This is a genomic window from Rhizobacter sp. J219 (assembly GCF_024700055.1).
GTDB lineage: Bacteria > Pseudomonadota > Gammaproteobacteria > Burkholderiales > Burkholderiaceae_C > Rhizobacter.
In genome coordinates, this window is the sequence record NZ_JAJOND010000001.1 from 1,731,396 (window position 1) to 1,746,173 (window position 14,778).

Genomic DNA, 14,778 nt, shown 5'->3' on the forward strand with positions numbered 1-14,778 from the left:
TGGTTACCTCCGTCAGTGTTCCAGTGCAGCCGGATATCTGCTGATCCTTCTGCTGCCCATCTTGCTTGCTGTTGGAGCACACACTCGACACACCTACCTCGCTATCGGCGTTGCCTTCCTCCTCTTCCCATTGATGCGCCTGATATTCGGGCCCTATAGGCAGGCGCACGCGATCGAGTGGCACGAGTCCATCGCGTCGGCCCTGCACGCCCTCCCCATCATCTACGCTGGCGTTCTATTGTCCGGTCTGGTGCTAGGAGGTGTGTCGCTCTTTGACGCGGCCGATCTCTCGGCCGTCGAGCTGGTAGGTCTCGGCTTGAGCCTGTGGATCACTATCCTCTTTGCCCTGTGTCCGGCCCATGAAGCCATCCACCGACGCACCCGACTCGAACGCTTTGCCGGGGCGTTAGTGGCCGGCGCGGCTGGCTACCCTGCGCTGGTTCTTGAACACCCTCTGCACCACACGCGACACGCCGACTGGGCGAACGCGGAATGGCCGAAGGCGGCAGAGTCTGTCTGGCAGTTCAGCGCGCGGAGACTCACCCGAATTGCCAGGGAGTTCAGCCACGAGCTGGCGTCTGCCACCAGCCTTCGACACAGCGGGCAGGTCGCTCAAAGCACCTGGGTCGCGACATTGACTACGCTTGTAACGGGCACATGGCTCACCTCGTCTCTGGGAGCCAAAGGATTCTTCTTGTATCTCGGATGCGCAGCCGGCTGCACCCTAGGCATGCAACTCATGACCTACCTGCAGCATTGGGGGCTGGCAGACGGACCCGCTGGCAGCCATGCTTCAACGCATATCGCGTGGGAGGAGGACTGTAGGTTCCAGGCGTGGGTGACGCTGCACATCAGCTTCCATCAAGCGCACCATCTCAACGCCGGCCTTCCCTTCTATCGCCTTGGAATGTCGGACTCATCGCCGCGGATGCCAGCTGGGTACATCTTGATGATGTTCTTCAGCATGTTCCCCCGTCTCTGGCAACGGCACATGGTGCCGCTCTTGACGTTCTGGTCAAGTCAAGAGAGCGCCCCGATAGGTGCAGGGCATGCTCTGACGTGCTTCCACATCTATCGACTTCATGCCGTAAGGCAAAACCGGTAGCGGACGCCCCCTAGGGTGGCTGGCCTGCTGCAAGACTCAGGCTGTGCGTCTGTGCCCCGGCGCCCGACCGCGAAAGACAGCTACGCAGCGGGTGCTGCCGCACGAGTTCATGGACCCGACAACAGCAATCGGTCGCAAAGCGGCCCTTGGAGGATTGCGCTGCCTCACTGCTCGGCAGTCTGCTTACGAAGGCACAGCCGACATCGCGGGACATTGCGAAGCTTCGCCAAGCGAAAGACCGCTATGTCGCGGAATCAACTGGCGCTCCCGACCCTGAAGAGACGTCCGCCATCCTGATCTCCCCGCCCAAAGCTGCCGGTCGAGCCTGCACAAGAACCGCTGAAGCCGCTACAGCACGGGATACGTTGTCGGCGAGCAGCCTCGGAGCGATTGAAGCTCAGGGATCGCGCACGCGGAGAGGGCGCGCAGTGTCGGTCGCGAGCGTGCCACAAGCGAGCGTAGCGACGTCGAGGCAGTCTGCGATCTAATGCCGCTCAGTAGTCAGATGGGAGCACGTGGGAACGGCGCCTAAGCGCGTCGCAACGCCTCGACGTCTCGCATCGGCGGCGCCCCGAACAGCCGTGCGTATTCGCGACTGAACTGCGACACACTCTGATAGCCCACGCGATACGCGACGCTCGCTGCGTCCATGCCGCCGCCGAGCAACAGGCTGCGAGCCTCCGTGAGCCGAAGGCGTTTCTGGTATTGCAGCGGGCTCATCGCCGTCACGGCCTTGAAGTGCTGATGGAACGACGACCGGCTCATGTTCGCCTGCGATGCGAGTTCCTCCACGCAAATCGGCTCCGCGTAGTGCGCGCGCATGCGCCGGATGATCTGTCCCATCTTGTGCGTGTTGCTGCCCGCGATGGCCATCTGCGCAACGGCCGGGCCGTAGGGACTGCGCAGCAGCCGGTAATGGAACTCGCGCAGCGCCAGCGGGCCCAGCACGGGGATGTCGCGCGGTTCGTCGAGCAGCCGCGCGAGCCGCACCACCGACTCCAGCGTCGCGTCGTCGAGGTCGCCGACGAAGAGGCCGCGCGCCGTGTCGCCACGTGACCAGCCCGAAACGTCCGACTGCGCCAGCAGATCGGCGATCGTGCTCGCGTCCAGGTCGATCGCGAGACACAGATACGGCGCCTCGGCGCTCGCGACGAGCACTTGGCCGAATAACGGCAGGTCGACCGACACCGCGAGGAACTGCTGCGGCGCGTAGCGGTAGACCTCACCCTCGAGCAAAACCTGCTTCTCGCCCTGCACGATCACGCAGACGCACGGGTTGTACACGTGCGGCAGTTCGTGGTTTGGCGCGGACAGACGGATGCACTGAAGCCCGCCGATCACGACCGGGTGCATGCCATCGCCCTTGGAGTTTTTGACAATCAGCCGGCCCAGCTCAGCGAGGCGGTCCCGCCGCAATTCATTGATTGGCTTATCCATTGGCAGGGACGATACGCGCAGATTCCATTCGCCTCAATCGGTCGACATCGAGATTTGGAGGATCAGGCAATCACGTCGCAGCTTCGTGTATTTCCAAGGCAGCCCCCGGAGCCGATGCTCTCTATCGCGAAAGCGACCTTCATCCAACTCGGAGAATCTTCATGAACAGCAGCAAAGTCATCCTCATCACCGGCGCCAGCAGCGGCATTGGCGAAGCCACCGCCCGGACGCTCGCCGCTGCGGGCCACACGGTCATCCTCGGCGCGCGCCGCACGGACCGTCTCGAAAAGATCGCAGCCGAGATTCGTGCCGCCGGCGGCGCCGCGGAATTCCGCGCGCTCGACGTCGTGAACCGCGCTGACGTCGCGGCCTTCGCGAACTTCGCCCACAAGAAGTTCGGCCGTGTCGACGTCATCTTCAACAACGCGGGTGTAATGCCCGTATCGCCGATGAACGCGCTGAAGGTCGACGAGTGGAATGCCATCGTCGATGTCAACATCAAGGGTGTGCTCAACGGCATCGCGGCCGTGCTCCCCATCATGGAGGCGCAGGGCAGCGGCCACATCCTGAGCACCGCATCGACGGGCGCGCACGCAGTCGGGGGGCAATTCGGCGTGTACTGCGCGAGCAAGTACGCCGTGCGCGCGATCATGGAAGGCTTGCGCCAGGAGATGACACAGATTCGCGTGACGACCATCTCGCCGGGCGTCACGACCTCCGAACTCGGCCACGACATTTCGGTCGACGACACCAAAGCGGCCGTGGACCAACTGCGCAGCATCGCGCTCGAAACCAACGCGATCGCCAACGCGGTTCGCTACGCGATCGACCAGCCGGCGGACGTGGACGTCAACGAGATGATCATCCGAACGGTGCGAAGCGCCGGCCACGCGTTCTGAGGCACACCAGCGCTTCCCACGACAAAGGGGCCGCGGTCGGCGCCGTCGCTGGGCCGAATCTGCTCGGCACAGCTGCTCAAACCACCGAGCTTGCACATGGTGCGCGGTTTGAAGCGGCCGCCCTCGGGTAGCGCTCCTCAAACCTGATTGCATCGACGCGATGCTGACCGTGGCCAATGTCCGGACGTGGCCGAGACTGACTCTTCCTCACCGACCCTGACAGCTGCCTTTCGGGCCGACCAAGCGGAATGCGAAGCCACCTGGACGGCCCTGACTGCGCTCCGATCAGATCTCCGTCTGTTCGGAGATTTCAAGTGCGTCGTCGACCTCGATGCCGAGATATCGCACGGTCGACTCTAGCTTCGAGTGGCCCAGCAACAACTGCACGGCGCGCAGGTTCTTTGTGCGCCGGTAGATCAAGGTCGCCTTGGTCCGCCGCATCGAATGGGTGCCGTAGTCGGCTGGATCCAGTCCAAGCTCCCCGACCCAGGTTTCGAGGATGCGCGCGTACTGCCGAGTGCCTAGATGCGGTGAGCTATGAATGCGGCTCGGAAACAGAAAGTCGTCTGACCTCAGGCCCGCTTGCTTGATCCACTTCTGCACCGCGTCGCGGGTCGCTTGCGTGATCTCGAACTGCACGGGCCGCTGGGTCTTGTGCTGCATGACGACCGCGCGAGATGCAACTTGATCGCCGTGGCACACATCTCGAACCTTGAGACTGACCAGATCGCAGCCGCGCAGCTTGCTGTCGATTCCCAAGTTGAAAAGTGCGAGTTCGCGCACCCGGCTTTCCATCTGTAGGCGGACGCGTAGTGCCCAGATGTCTTTGACCTTGAACGGGGCCTTCTGCCCAACGATCTTGCCCTTGTTCCAGGGCTCGCGGTGCGCTGTGTTGACTTTGGATTCCATGATGGGCTCCATCAAGTTAAGGGAACCCAACAATGCGCCGTGGCGAGCTGTGCGATTCGGTACAGCCGACAAAGTCAGTCCGCTCTCAGGAACGGGACCGTACTCACGTTCCCGGCCAAGAGCGGTCGGTCGCTATGACGGCGCAGAGCGGACTACCCCTAGAGCGCATCCTTCATTGACACTCTTCCTGTTCGGACGAACGTTCACGCCAACCAAGCCTTGATTCGCGCCACCAATGCATCGCGGCTGATGCCGTACTTGTCATGCAGTGTGGGCAATGCGCCCGCATCGAGGAAGGTATCTGGCAACCCCGCCAGCTGAAACCCTGCGGGCTGAACCTTGTGCCGAAGCAGCGTGGTCGCCACCGTTTCGCCCAGGCCACCGATCACGGAGTGGTTCTCGGCCACCACGACGAGGCGATGTTTGTACTTCACGGCCTCGAGGATCGCCGCCTCGTCGAGCGGCTTGATCGTCGGGCAGTGCAGCACTGCCACGCCCACGTTGTCGGCTTGGAGCGCCTGCGCAACTTCGAGGGCACGCATGGTCATGAAGCCACTGGAGACCACGAGCACCTCGTTGCCGTCGCGCAGCAGCTTGGCCTTGCCGAGCTCGAACTTGTAGTCGTACTCGTCGAGCACGAGCGGCACATTGCCGCGCGCCAGGCGCATGTAGACGGGGCCCCTGTGCGCGGCGATCTGCGGCACCGCCTGTTCCAGGTCGAGCGCGTCACAGGGGTCGACGATGGTCAGCCCCGGGATGCCGCGCATCATGGCGATGTCTTCGGTGGCCTGGTGGCTGGGGCCGTACCCCGTGGTCAGGCCTGGGAGCGCGCAGCAGAGCTTGACGTTCAGGTTCTCCTCGGCAATCACCTGGTGGATGAAGTCGTAGGCCCGCCGGGTGCCGAAGACTGCGTAGGTGGTCGCAAAGGGAATCAGCCCCTCCTTGGCCATGCCACCCGCCGCGGCCATGAGCAGCTGCTCGGCCATGCCCATCTGATAAAAGCGATCGGGGTAGGCCTGCGCGAAGAGATGCAGGTCGGTGTACTTGGCCAGGTCGGCCGTCAGCCCGACGATCTCGGGCCGGTCGGCGGCCAGCTCGACCAGCGCCTTGCCGAACGGCGCGGCCTTCACGCGCTGCCCTTCGGCGGCGATCGAGGCGATCATCGCCGAGGTGGTGAGGCGCGGTTTCTTCTCGGTGACGGCATTCATGCGGATGCTCCTTCGGTCTGGGCTTGGTCGAGGATCTGGAGGGCCTGCTGCCACTCCGGTGGGTCGACGCGGATGAAATGGTTCTTCTCGCGCTGCTCGAGGAAGGGCACACCCTTGCCCATCAGCGTGTCGAAGAGAATCACGCGGGGCTTGTCCTCCTTCAACGCGCGCGCGACGTCGAAGGCCTTCAGCACGGCCGGCAGGTCGTTGCCCTTGACGCGCTGCACATGCCAGCCGAACGCCGCCCATTTGTCGGCCAGCGGCTCGAAGCCGAGGACCTTGTTCGACGGGCCATCGGCCTGCTGGTTGTTGATGTCGACCAGGCAGATCAGGTTGGCCAGGCGGTGGTGCGCTGCACCCATGGCCGCCTCCCAGGTCGAGCCCTCGTCGAGCTCGCCGTCGGACATCGAGTTGTAGACGAAGGCCGGGTTCTTCTTGTGCCGCAGGCCCAGCGCCATGCCCACGGCGATGGGCAGGCCTTGGCCGAGCGAGCCGCCCGAGATCTCCATCCCGGGCGTGTAAGTCGCCATGCCCGACATGGGCAGGCGGCTGTCGTCGCTGCCATAGGTCTCGAAGCTCGCTCTCGGGCACGATGCCGGCTTCGATGAGCGCGGCGTAGAAGGCGATGGCGTAGTGGCCGTGCGAGAGCAGGAAGCGGTCGCGGCCTTCCCACTGCGGGTCCTCGGCGCGGTAGTTGAGCGCGTGGCCATAGGCAACGGCCAGCACGTCGGCCCAGCCGAGGGCCTGGCCGATGTAGCCCTGGCCCTGCACCTCGGCCATGCGGAGGGCGTACCGGCGGATGCGATAGGCACACTGCGCCAAGTCGGCGAGCATGGTCATGGTGGTCTCTGTCATGGGAATCTCCTGGAAAGCGGAAAGGGGCGGGGTTCAGCGCAGGATGCTGGCGGGCACGTAGGACACGAGGGCAAGTACGCCGAAGGCCACAAGGTAGAAGGGGCCCAGCTCGCGCACCGTCTGGCCGACCTTCACCTTGGCCAGCGCGCTCGTGATGAAGAGCGTGGTGCCCACCGGCGGCGTGTACAGGCCGATGGCCAGGTTCACGACCATCATCACGCCCAGCTGGGTCATGTCCATGCCGATGCTGTTGGCCAGAGGGACGAACACCGGGGTCAGCAAGAGCACTGCGGCGGGCAGGTCGATGAACATGCCGAGCGCCAGCATCAGCAGGTTCATCAGCAGGATCACCAGCCACTTCGCATGCACGTTCTCCTGCACCCACTGCGCAATGCCCTGCGGCATTTGGTCGAAGGTGAGCAGCCAGCCGATCGCAGCCGACGCCATGATGACGAGCAGGACGACACCCGTGGCCAGACCGGCATGGACGATGGCGTCGTTCAGGCGCTTCCAGCCGAGGTCCCGGTAGATCACCGCCGAGACCAGCCCGGCGTACAGCGTCGAGAGCACGGCCACCTCGGTGGGCGTGGCGATGCCGAAGCGCAGGAAGATGATGATCAGCACCGGCAGCACGACGGCCGGGCTGGCGTAGGCCAAGTGCCTGCGGAACGCGACGCCGTCGAAGCGCGAGGTGTCGCGCGGGAAGTTCCGCCGCCGTCCGACCCACCAGCAGGCCGCCATGAAGCCGCCGCACATCAGCAGGCCAGGCAACACGCCGGCGACGAAGAGCGAAGCGATCGACGCGTTCGCGCTCAACGCGAACAGGATCAGCGGGATCGACGGCGGGATCAGGATGTCGATCGTCGCGGCGGCCGCCAGCGTGGCCGCCGAAAAGGCCGCCGGGTAGCCCAGGCGCTTGTGCCAAGGGATCAGCAGCGAGCCGATGGCCGAGGCGTCGGCCACGGCCGAGCCGGACACGCCACCGAACAGCGTCGACGACAGCACGCCGACCTGCGCAGGGCCGCCATGGAAGCGGCCGATCAGGGCCGACAGCACGCCGACCAGCGCCTCGCCGAGCTTGCCACCCATCATCAGCGTGCCGGTCAGCATGAAGAACGGGATGGCGATCAGCGGAAAGCTCTGAACCTGGGCGACCATCTGCTGCACCAGCAGGTCGAGCGGAACCTTGTCGGAGGTTGCGGCGGCGGTCATCGCGGCCAGCAGCAAGGCGTGGGCGATCGGGATGGCCGCCACGGCGGCGACGAGAAATACAGCGAGGATGAGGGCGCTCATGGTGTTCTCCGAGGGAGCCTTGGGCTCACCAATGGGCCGCCGGCACGCGCGGCTCGGCGTCGTGGCTCGTGGCGGGTTCTGCAAACGTGGCCTGCCAGGCCGACTGCAGGGCCAGCACCGCCAGCAGTGACATGCCGACCATCACGCAGGCATAGGTGATGGAGCCGGGCAACTGCAGGATGGGTGATTTCTCGTCGTGCACGACTTCGAGCATGCGCAGCGTCGCCACGGTCAGGGTGCCGTACAGGCCCGCGACCAGCAGCCACCCCGACACCGTCACGATGCGCCGCGCCCGTGCAGGCAGCGCCTCCATCAGAAAGGTGGTCGTGATGTGCGCGCCGTGCACGGCGGCCAGCACGATGCCGGCCATCACCAGCCAGGGGAACAGCAGCTCGGGCACTTCGTTGGCCCATTGCAGGCTGGAGCCTGTGATGTAGCGCAGCACGGTGTTGGCCACCAGGATGACGAAGATCACGCCGGTGGACAGCCACAGCACCACGCGGCACAGGCCCACCACGCTGCGCTCGACGAGGCTGTGTTTGGTATCGATCATGGGTGTCTCCTTGGGTGCCATGAGCGGCACCTGGTGGTGTTGCGTTCGTGGCTCACAGGCCGCGTGCGGCGGCGATGACCTTCTTGACGTAGGGGCCGATCGGGCCGGCCGCCCACTTGGCGTCCACGTTGGCGGTGGCCTTCGCAAACGCCGCCTTGTCTGGCGTGGTCACTTGCACGCCCTTGGCCTTCAGGTCGGCGAGCACCTTGTCGTCAGACTCCTGCGACAGCCGGCGCTGCAGCACGGTCGCCTCGGCAGCCGCCTCCGTGACGGCCTTGCGGTCGGCCACGGACAGCTTGTCCCAGCTGCGCTTGCTCATCACGAACGGTGTCATCTGGAACATGTGGCTGGTGAGCGCCAGGTGCTTCTGCACTTCGTAGAGCTTGCTGGCGTAGATGTTGGCGAGCGGGTTCTCCTGACCGTCGACCACACCCTGCTGCAGGGCCACGTACAGCTCGGCGAACTTGATCTGCTGGGCCTCGGCACCAAGCGCCTGCATGATGTCGACCAGCACCGCGTCGGGCGGCGTGCGCATCTTCAGGCCCTTCATGTCCTCGACCTTGGTGATCGGCCGCTTGCCATTGGTCATGTGGCGGATGCCGTTGTCCCAGTAGCCGAGCACGACCATGCCCTTCTCGGCCGACTTGTCGGCAAGCTCCTTGCCGAGAGGGCCGTCGAGCAGCTTGAAGGCCTGGGCCGATGTGGTGAACAGGAAAGGCATGCCAAAGGCCGCGTACTCGGGCACCGAGTTGGCGATGGCACCTTGCGAATTGGCAGACAGGTCGAGCGCGCCAGTGCGCAGCGCCGTCACCATCGCGGCGTCGTCGCCGAGCTGCGCCGAGGGGGCCACCTGCACGTCGATGCGACCCGCGCTCCTGGCCTTGGCGACTTCGGCGAACTTCACGGCGGCTTCGTGGCGCGGGTTGCCAGGCGCGGCGCCGTGGCCGAGCGTCAGCTTGACCGACTGCGCCTGAACGGCAAGCGGAACGAGCAGCGCGGCGGCGGCAAGGGCAATCAGGGCACGGGTGAGGGTCTTGTGTTGCATGGTCGTGTGTCTCCGTTGGGGTGGGGCGGCGTCTCGGTGGGCGCCTTGTCAGTGAATCAACATGCCGCCGTTCACGTCGAGCGTGATGCCGGTGCAATAGGCGGACAGGTCGCTCGCGAGGAAGACGCAGGCGCCCGCCACATCGCTCGCGCGGCCCAGGCGCGCCAGCGGGATCGTTTCTGAGATCTCCTTCTTGCGCTCGGGTGTCAGCTTGCCCTGCGTGATGTCGGTCTCAATCAGGCCCGGCGTGATGCAGTTGATGCGAATGCCTTCAACGCCGAACTCGCGCGCCATCGCACGCGCTAGGCCGAGCACGCCAGCCTTCGCTGCCGAGTAGTGCGGCCCGCCGAAAATGCCGCCGCCACGTTGGGCCGAGACGGAAGAGATGCAAACGATCGAACCTGCCTGCTGCGTGCGCATCGCTGGCAGTACGGCCTGCGACATGTACAAGGTGCCGCGCAGGCTGACATCGAGGATGCGGTCGTAGTCGGCGCCGGTGATCTCCAGCGTCTTGACCGGCTGCGTGATGCCGGCGTTGTTGACCAGGATGTCGATGCGCCCGAAGGCCTTCAGCACGGCAGCGGCGGCGGCATCGCACGAGGTCTTGTCGGTCACATCGGCGACGAGGCCGAGGTGACCGCTGCCAAGCTGTGCCGCTGCGGCGGCAGGCTCGGCGCGAGCAAGGTCGAGCAGGACGACGTGGGCGCCCTGGGCCGCCATCAAGCGTGCGGTGGCGAAGCCGAGTCCGTTGAGTCCGGCGCCGCCGGTGATGACGGCAACTTTGTCTTTGAGCAGCATGTCTTTCGTCTCCAGTGGAGTGAGTGATCGAGGCGAACACCGAAGACAAGGCCGGCGGTGCCGAACCCTGGGGCTTGGTGACCCTCTGCGGGTGCCACGGCTGGTTGCCGTGGCTTGTCTCCCGTTGTTCTTGAGTGAATATTCGGCGCCGACGGGCATGATGACAAGGGATGCTTTCTCACCCTAAGATGACGTTCTGTCATCTAACGGTAGGGTTGACCCGATGGCTACTCTCCCACCCGTCACCAACCTCCAGGCTTTCGAAGCCGTGGCGCGGCGGCGCAGCTTTGCGCTCGCCGCGGCCGAGTTGCACCTCACAGCCTCTGCAGTCAGCCACCAGGTCGCGCGACTGGAATCACACCTTGGTGTGCGGCTGTTTGAGCGAAGTGCGCACGGAGTGCGCATCAGCGCGGCGGGCGAGACTTACCTGTCGAGAATCGGTGGCGCCTTGTCCGCCATCGCGGCGGCGTCAGAAGACCTCAGGCAGGGCGTCAGCAATAGCCTGTACGTCCACGCGGCTCCGAGCCTGGCCAGCCTCTGGTTGATGTCGCGCCTGCAGTCGTTTGCCCTGGCCTATCCCGACATCGCGCTCAACCTGTCGGCCGCGCACACGCACAGCGACTTCGCGCTGGGGCAGGTCGACATCGATCTTCGCTATGGCGTACCGAACTGGCCGAATCTTGTTGTGGAGCCCTTGTTCGAGGAGCGCATCGTCCCGCTCGCAAGCCCAGCCTTCATCCGGGAGCATCGACTGAAGCGACCGGAGCATCTCCTGGCCGTCAAGCTGATCCAGAGCAACGTCAGCGTCGTTCAATGGTCCGACTGGTTCGCAGCGTTCACCGACAAGCGCGCACCGGAACGATTCGCCGTGCGCTTCGACCGAGCGCAGATGTCATTGGACGCTGCAACCCAAGGCCTCGGTGTTGCGCTAGAGAGCACCACGATTGCCGGGCGGCACATCGCCGAGCAAAAGCTCCGGCCCGTGTTCGGGCTTGAAAAGGCAGTGCGGGTGAAAGCGCATTTCGCGGTGTACCCGGCGCGGCATGCGAAGCGGCCGTCTGTCGAAGCGTTCCTCGCGTGGCTGCACGGAGAGGCTTCGAAAGGTTAGGCTTTCTGAGCGGAGAACTGAGCAGCCTGAGTGGCTGCTCTTGCGAAGGACGAACGCCCGCTGCGGGTCGAACTGAGCCAGACGCTGTAGACAGAAGCGGTCCTTTGCGCCGGGACTCAACGGTGGCAGCGGCTGGGCGACCGCAGCCGGGAGTGAAGCAGTCGGTCGAATCCGCCAACCGTCAGTGACCGGTGCTGCTGCAAGCGGTCATTCAGGACCCTGGCTTCGACTGGCTCAGATCAGTCTGAAGCGGTCGAAGACCACGCTCTACTCCGGCGGAGGCTGTTGGCGTCACTAGGTGTAAATTGGCGCCCACGGGTGTCCGGAAATGGTCTGTTAATCCGTAGGTCCCTGGTTCGAGCCCAGGTCGAGGAGCCAGAAAAAACAAGGGCCCTGCAGCGATGCAGGGCCCTTTCGTTTTGTGGTCTTGCGTCGGACGCAATCGTTCAATCGTCGTCGCGGTCATGTCCGCGGTGGCGGCGCTCGTCCTTGTCGTCTTCGTCTGCCACCAGCGACACCGGGAGCCGAATGCGCAGGAACTCGGTGTTGTCGGACGCCAGCTCGCGCCCGCCGCCGTACGGGAAGTTGTTGTCGTTGACAACGAGCAGCGTGCGCGCGTCGAGGATCAGCACGTTCTCGATCGTGGTGTACGGGAAGGTGAAGACCGTGCTGCCGTCGCCGTTCAAGTCGTGCGGGTCGGCGAGCTTCATCAGGTCGACCAGCTCCAGCTTGCGCGCCGCGCCGCCATCGGCCACCTCTTCGAGGTCGATCAGGTAGACCTTCTTGAAGGGCACGGGGTTGGGCGACGTCGCGGTGTTGCCGTTGCGCTCGAGCACGAGGAAGCGGCGGTCGTCGATGGCCACCATGTCTCCGATGGCCGTGCCGACCGCGTCGAGCGGGTAGAAGAAGCGCCGGCCGGTGTAGACCTCGCGGTCGACGTCGAACTCGTCGATGCGGAGCGTGCCGGCCGGGTCGCCGGTGACGGTGCGCTCCAGCAGCGTGTAGAGGCGAGTGCCGCTCTTGTTGATGGCCATGCCCTCGAAGCCGCCCGAGGCCGGCAGGTTGGCGGTGGCGCGGCCGGCGACGACGTCTTTGTGGGCGGGTGCATAGACGCCCGGCAGAGGGATCTCTGCACGCAGCACCGTGCCGCGCGAATCGGTCTTCACGAGGTAGGGGCCGAACTCGTCGCCGAACCAGAAGTTACCGCGGTGATCACGGCGGATGGATTCGATGTCGAAATCGGCTCCGGTCAAGAGCCGCCTGGCGCGGATCACCGACGCCACGGTCGGGTGGGATGCGTTGTTGTAGTGATTCAGGTAGTCGGCCTGGATGGGAATCGTGAGCCGGCGGTTCGCATCGTTGAGTTCCAGGCGTGTCGAGGCATCGAAGCTGCCGCGCGGGTGACCGTTGTGCCAATCGGCTGGATGCACGCGCCCGGCCCCGCCCTTCATCGTGCGCCACTCGATGCCGAGCGTGTAGGAACGCAGCAGCGCATCGGCCGAGTTGTTCTGCGCGCCAAATCCGTTGTCGACGAGGAAGTGGAAGACGTTCTTCTTCGGCCCTTGCAGCACACCCGAGAACCCCTGCACCGGCTGGCGGTTGACGAAAGGCGGCAGGTTGGTGCCGTAGGCGTTGGGCGAGGCGAACTGGCCGGAGGTCGGGCCGTCGGCAAAGGTCGCGGCCGGCATGCGGGCAAAGCCGGTCAGCACCTGCGCATGGGCGGAGCCGGCGGCAAGAAGCGATGCCAGCACGATGGGCAATACAAGGAATTGGCGCATGGACGTAGGGGTGGAATGAAAACCGCGCGATCGTCGCGAAGCCCGATGTCAGGCACATGACGGGCGTGCTACAACATCCGGGCCGCTTGCCGGGCCATCGAGGAGACACACGATGAACGCGCCCCACCCCACCTTCACCCCATCGCAGCTCGCCAGCACGCACGAGGTCTTCAACGTCTCGCACGAACTGGCGAACTACAACCTCTATCTGCAGGACCGGGCGCTCATCGACGCCACCGCCCGCGAAGGCGCGGCCTGGGCCCACGACGATCTCGCGGTCTTCGGAGACCTGATCGGCACGGCCGAGCACCTCGAACTCGGCGCCCTGGCCAACAAGCACCCGCCCGAACTCGACACGCACGACCGCTTCGGCCACCGCGTCGACCTGGTGAAGTTTCATCCGGCGTACCACGCGCTGATGAAGACCTCGATCGAGCATGGCCTGCACGCCTCGCCCTGGGCCGACCCGCGCGAAGGCGCACACGTGGCCCGCGCCGCGCGCTTCTACATGCACTCGCAGGTGGAGGCCGGGCACGGCTGCCCGATCACGATGACGTTTGCCTCCATCCCGTCGCTTCGCACGACGCCGGCGCTCGCGCAGTGGTGGGAGCCACGCATCACCTCGCGCAGCTACGACCCGCGTAACCTGCCGCACACGCAGAAGGCCGGGCTCACCATCGGCATGGCGATGACCGAGAAGCAAGGCGGCTCCGACGTGCGGGCGAACACGACGCAGGCCCACGCCATCGGTATCGAAGGCCCAGGCGAAGCGTATGAACTCGTCGGCCACAAGTACTTCGTCTCGGCGCCGATGTGCGATGCCTTCCTCGTGCTGGCACAGACGCCCGCCGGCCTGTCGTGCTTCCTCATGCCGCGCTGGCGACCCGACGGCACGAAGAACCCGCTCCAGGTGCTACGCCTCAAGCGCAAGATGGGCAACGTGTCGAACGCGTCGAGCGAGACCGAGCTGCGCGGTGCGCTCGCGTGGATGGTGGGCGAGCCCGGGCGAGGCGTGCGCACCATCATCGAGATGGTGTCGATGACGCGCTTCGACTGCATGATCGGATCGTCGGCGGGCCAGCGTGCGGCCGTCGCCCAGGCCCTGCACCACTGCTCGATCCGTTCGGCGTTCGGCGCAGTGCTCAACCGCCAGCCGCTGATGCAGAACGTGCTGGCCGACCTGGCGCTCGAATCAGAAGGCTCGCTCGCGCTCACGATGCGGCTGGCCCGAGCCATGGACCACCGCGACGACCCGCACGAAGACCTGCTCAGCCGCCTGTGCACGGCCGTCGGCAAATACTGGATCTGCAAGCGCACCCCGCAGCATGCCTACGAGGCGATGGAATGCATCGGCGGCAGCGGCGTGATGGAAGACAGCCCCTTCCCGCGGCTCTTCCGCGAGTCGCCGGTCAATGCGATCTGGGAAGGCAGCGGTAACGTGCAGTGCCTCGACGTGCTGCGCGCCATGCAGAAGACGCCGGCGGTGGTACAGGCCTTCTTCGACGAAGTGCAGCGTGCTCGGGGTGGCAACGCGCGCCTCGATCAGTGGGTGGGCGCGCTGAAGGGCGAACTCGGCAAGCTCGACGCGCTGGAGTACCGCGCCCGTGGCCTGGTCGATCGCATGGCGCTCGCGCTGCAGGCGGCGCTCTTGGTGCAGCATGCACCGGCCTTCGTGGCCGATGCGTTTTGTGCCGCACGCCTCGGACAGCAAGGTGCCGCGCAGTACGGCACGCTGCCGACCGGCGTGGATTGCGCGGCCATCATCGACCGCGCCACGCCACGCGCCTGAG

Annotated in this window: 12 protein-coding genes and 1 pseudogene; 4 read left to right on the forward strand and 9 right to left on the reverse strand. The window is 65.3% G+C overall.

The genetic code is table 11. From position 1 onward, the window contains the following. Nucleotides 1–133 precede the first annotated feature (133 nt). Nucleotides 134–1,105: a fatty acid desaturase gene (locus LRS03_RS07855; protein WP_257824838.1), complete on the forward strand. Its 972-nt coding sequence runs from the start codon at nucleotides 134–136 to the stop codon at nucleotides 1,103–1,105. A 528-nt stretch (nucleotides 1,106–1,633) separates the two neighbouring features. On the opposite strand, the gene LRS03_RS07860 is transcribed toward LRS03_RS07855, so the two are convergent. Continuing rightward, nucleotides 1,634–2,542, reverse strand: coding sequence for an AraC family transcriptional regulator (locus LRS03_RS07860; RefSeq protein ID WP_257824840.1), 909 nt, complete (start codon nucleotides 2,540–2,542; stop codon nucleotides 1,634–1,636). Nucleotides 2,543–2,703: 161 nt separating this feature from the next. On the opposite strand from LRS03_RS07860, the gene LRS03_RS07865 reads away from it, so the two are divergent. Then, entirely contained in the window at nucleotides 2,704–3,441 is a 738-nt protein-coding gene (locus LRS03_RS07865; protein WP_257824841.1) for an SDR family oxidoreductase, read from the forward strand. Nucleotides 3,442–3,726: 285 nt separating this feature from the next. Here LRS03_RS07865 and LRS03_RS07870 read toward each other — a convergent pair whose 3' ends face one another. The 7 genes and pseudogenes from LRS03_RS07870 to LRS03_RS07900 form a co-directional block, all read right to left on the reverse strand. Further along, complete coding sequence (locus LRS03_RS07870; RefSeq protein WP_257824842.1) at nucleotides 3,727–4,350, reverse strand: tyrosine-type recombinase/integrase; 624 nt, start codon at nucleotides 4,348–4,350, stop codon at nucleotides 3,727–3,729. 203 nt (nucleotides 4,351–4,553) lie between these two features. Then, complete coding sequence (locus LRS03_RS07875; protein ID WP_257824843.1) at nucleotides 4,554–5,558, reverse strand: transketolase family protein; 1,005 nt, start codon at nucleotides 5,556–5,558, stop codon at nucleotides 4,554–4,556. Further along, a pseudogene (locus tag LRS03_RS07880) lies at nucleotides 5,555–6,413 on the reverse strand (transketolase). The gene LRS03_RS07875 and the pseudogene LRS03_RS07880 overlap by 4 nt, the downstream one beginning before the upstream one ends. Before the next feature lie 33 nt (nucleotides 6,414–6,446). Beyond that, complete coding sequence (locus tag LRS03_RS07885; protein ID WP_201803084.1) at nucleotides 6,447–7,706, reverse strand: TRAP transporter large permease; 1,260 nt, start codon at nucleotides 7,704–7,706, stop codon at nucleotides 6,447–6,449. A gap of 25 nt (nucleotides 7,707–7,731) precedes the next feature. Continuing rightward, the gene (locus tag LRS03_RS07890) at nucleotides 7,732–8,259 is read right to left on the reverse strand and encodes a TRAP transporter small permease (RefSeq protein ID WP_257824844.1); all 528 of its coding nucleotides are present in this window, start codon (nucleotides 8,257–8,259) and stop codon (nucleotides 7,732–7,734) included. A 52-nt stretch (nucleotides 8,260–8,311) separates the two neighbouring features. Then, a complete protein-coding gene (locus LRS03_RS07895) occupies nucleotides 8,312–9,304 on the reverse strand; it encodes a TRAP transporter substrate-binding protein (protein WP_257824845.1) in 993 nt (330 codons plus the stop codon). 48 nt (nucleotides 9,305–9,352) lie between these two features. Beyond that, nucleotides 9,353–10,102: an SDR family NAD(P)-dependent oxidoreductase gene (locus LRS03_RS07900; RefSeq protein ID WP_201803079.1), complete on the reverse strand. Its 750-nt coding sequence runs from the start codon at nucleotides 10,100–10,102 to the stop codon at nucleotides 9,353–9,355. Between the two features lie 223 nt (nucleotides 10,103–10,325). Here LRS03_RS07900 and LRS03_RS07905 point away from each other — a divergent pair, with 223 nt between their 5' ends. Beyond that, entirely contained in the window at nucleotides 10,326–11,210 is an 885-nt protein-coding gene (locus tag LRS03_RS07905; RefSeq protein WP_257824846.1) for a LysR substrate-binding domain-containing protein, read from the forward strand. Between the two features lie 446 nt (nucleotides 11,211–11,656). On the opposite strand, the gene LRS03_RS07910 is transcribed toward LRS03_RS07905, so the two are convergent. Next, complete coding sequence (locus tag LRS03_RS07910) at nucleotides 11,657–12,988, reverse strand: esterase-like activity of phytase family protein (RefSeq protein ID WP_257824847.1); 1,332 nt, start codon at nucleotides 12,986–12,988, stop codon at nucleotides 11,657–11,659. Nucleotides 12,989–13,100: 112 nt separating this feature from the next. On the opposite strand from LRS03_RS07910, the gene LRS03_RS07915 reads away from it, so the two are divergent. Then, complete coding sequence (locus LRS03_RS07915; protein WP_257824848.1) at nucleotides 13,101–14,777, forward strand: isovaleryl-CoA dehydrogenase; 1,677 nt, start codon at nucleotides 13,101–13,103, stop codon at nucleotides 14,775–14,777. The last annotated feature ends 1 nt before the right edge of the window (nucleotide 14,778 follow it).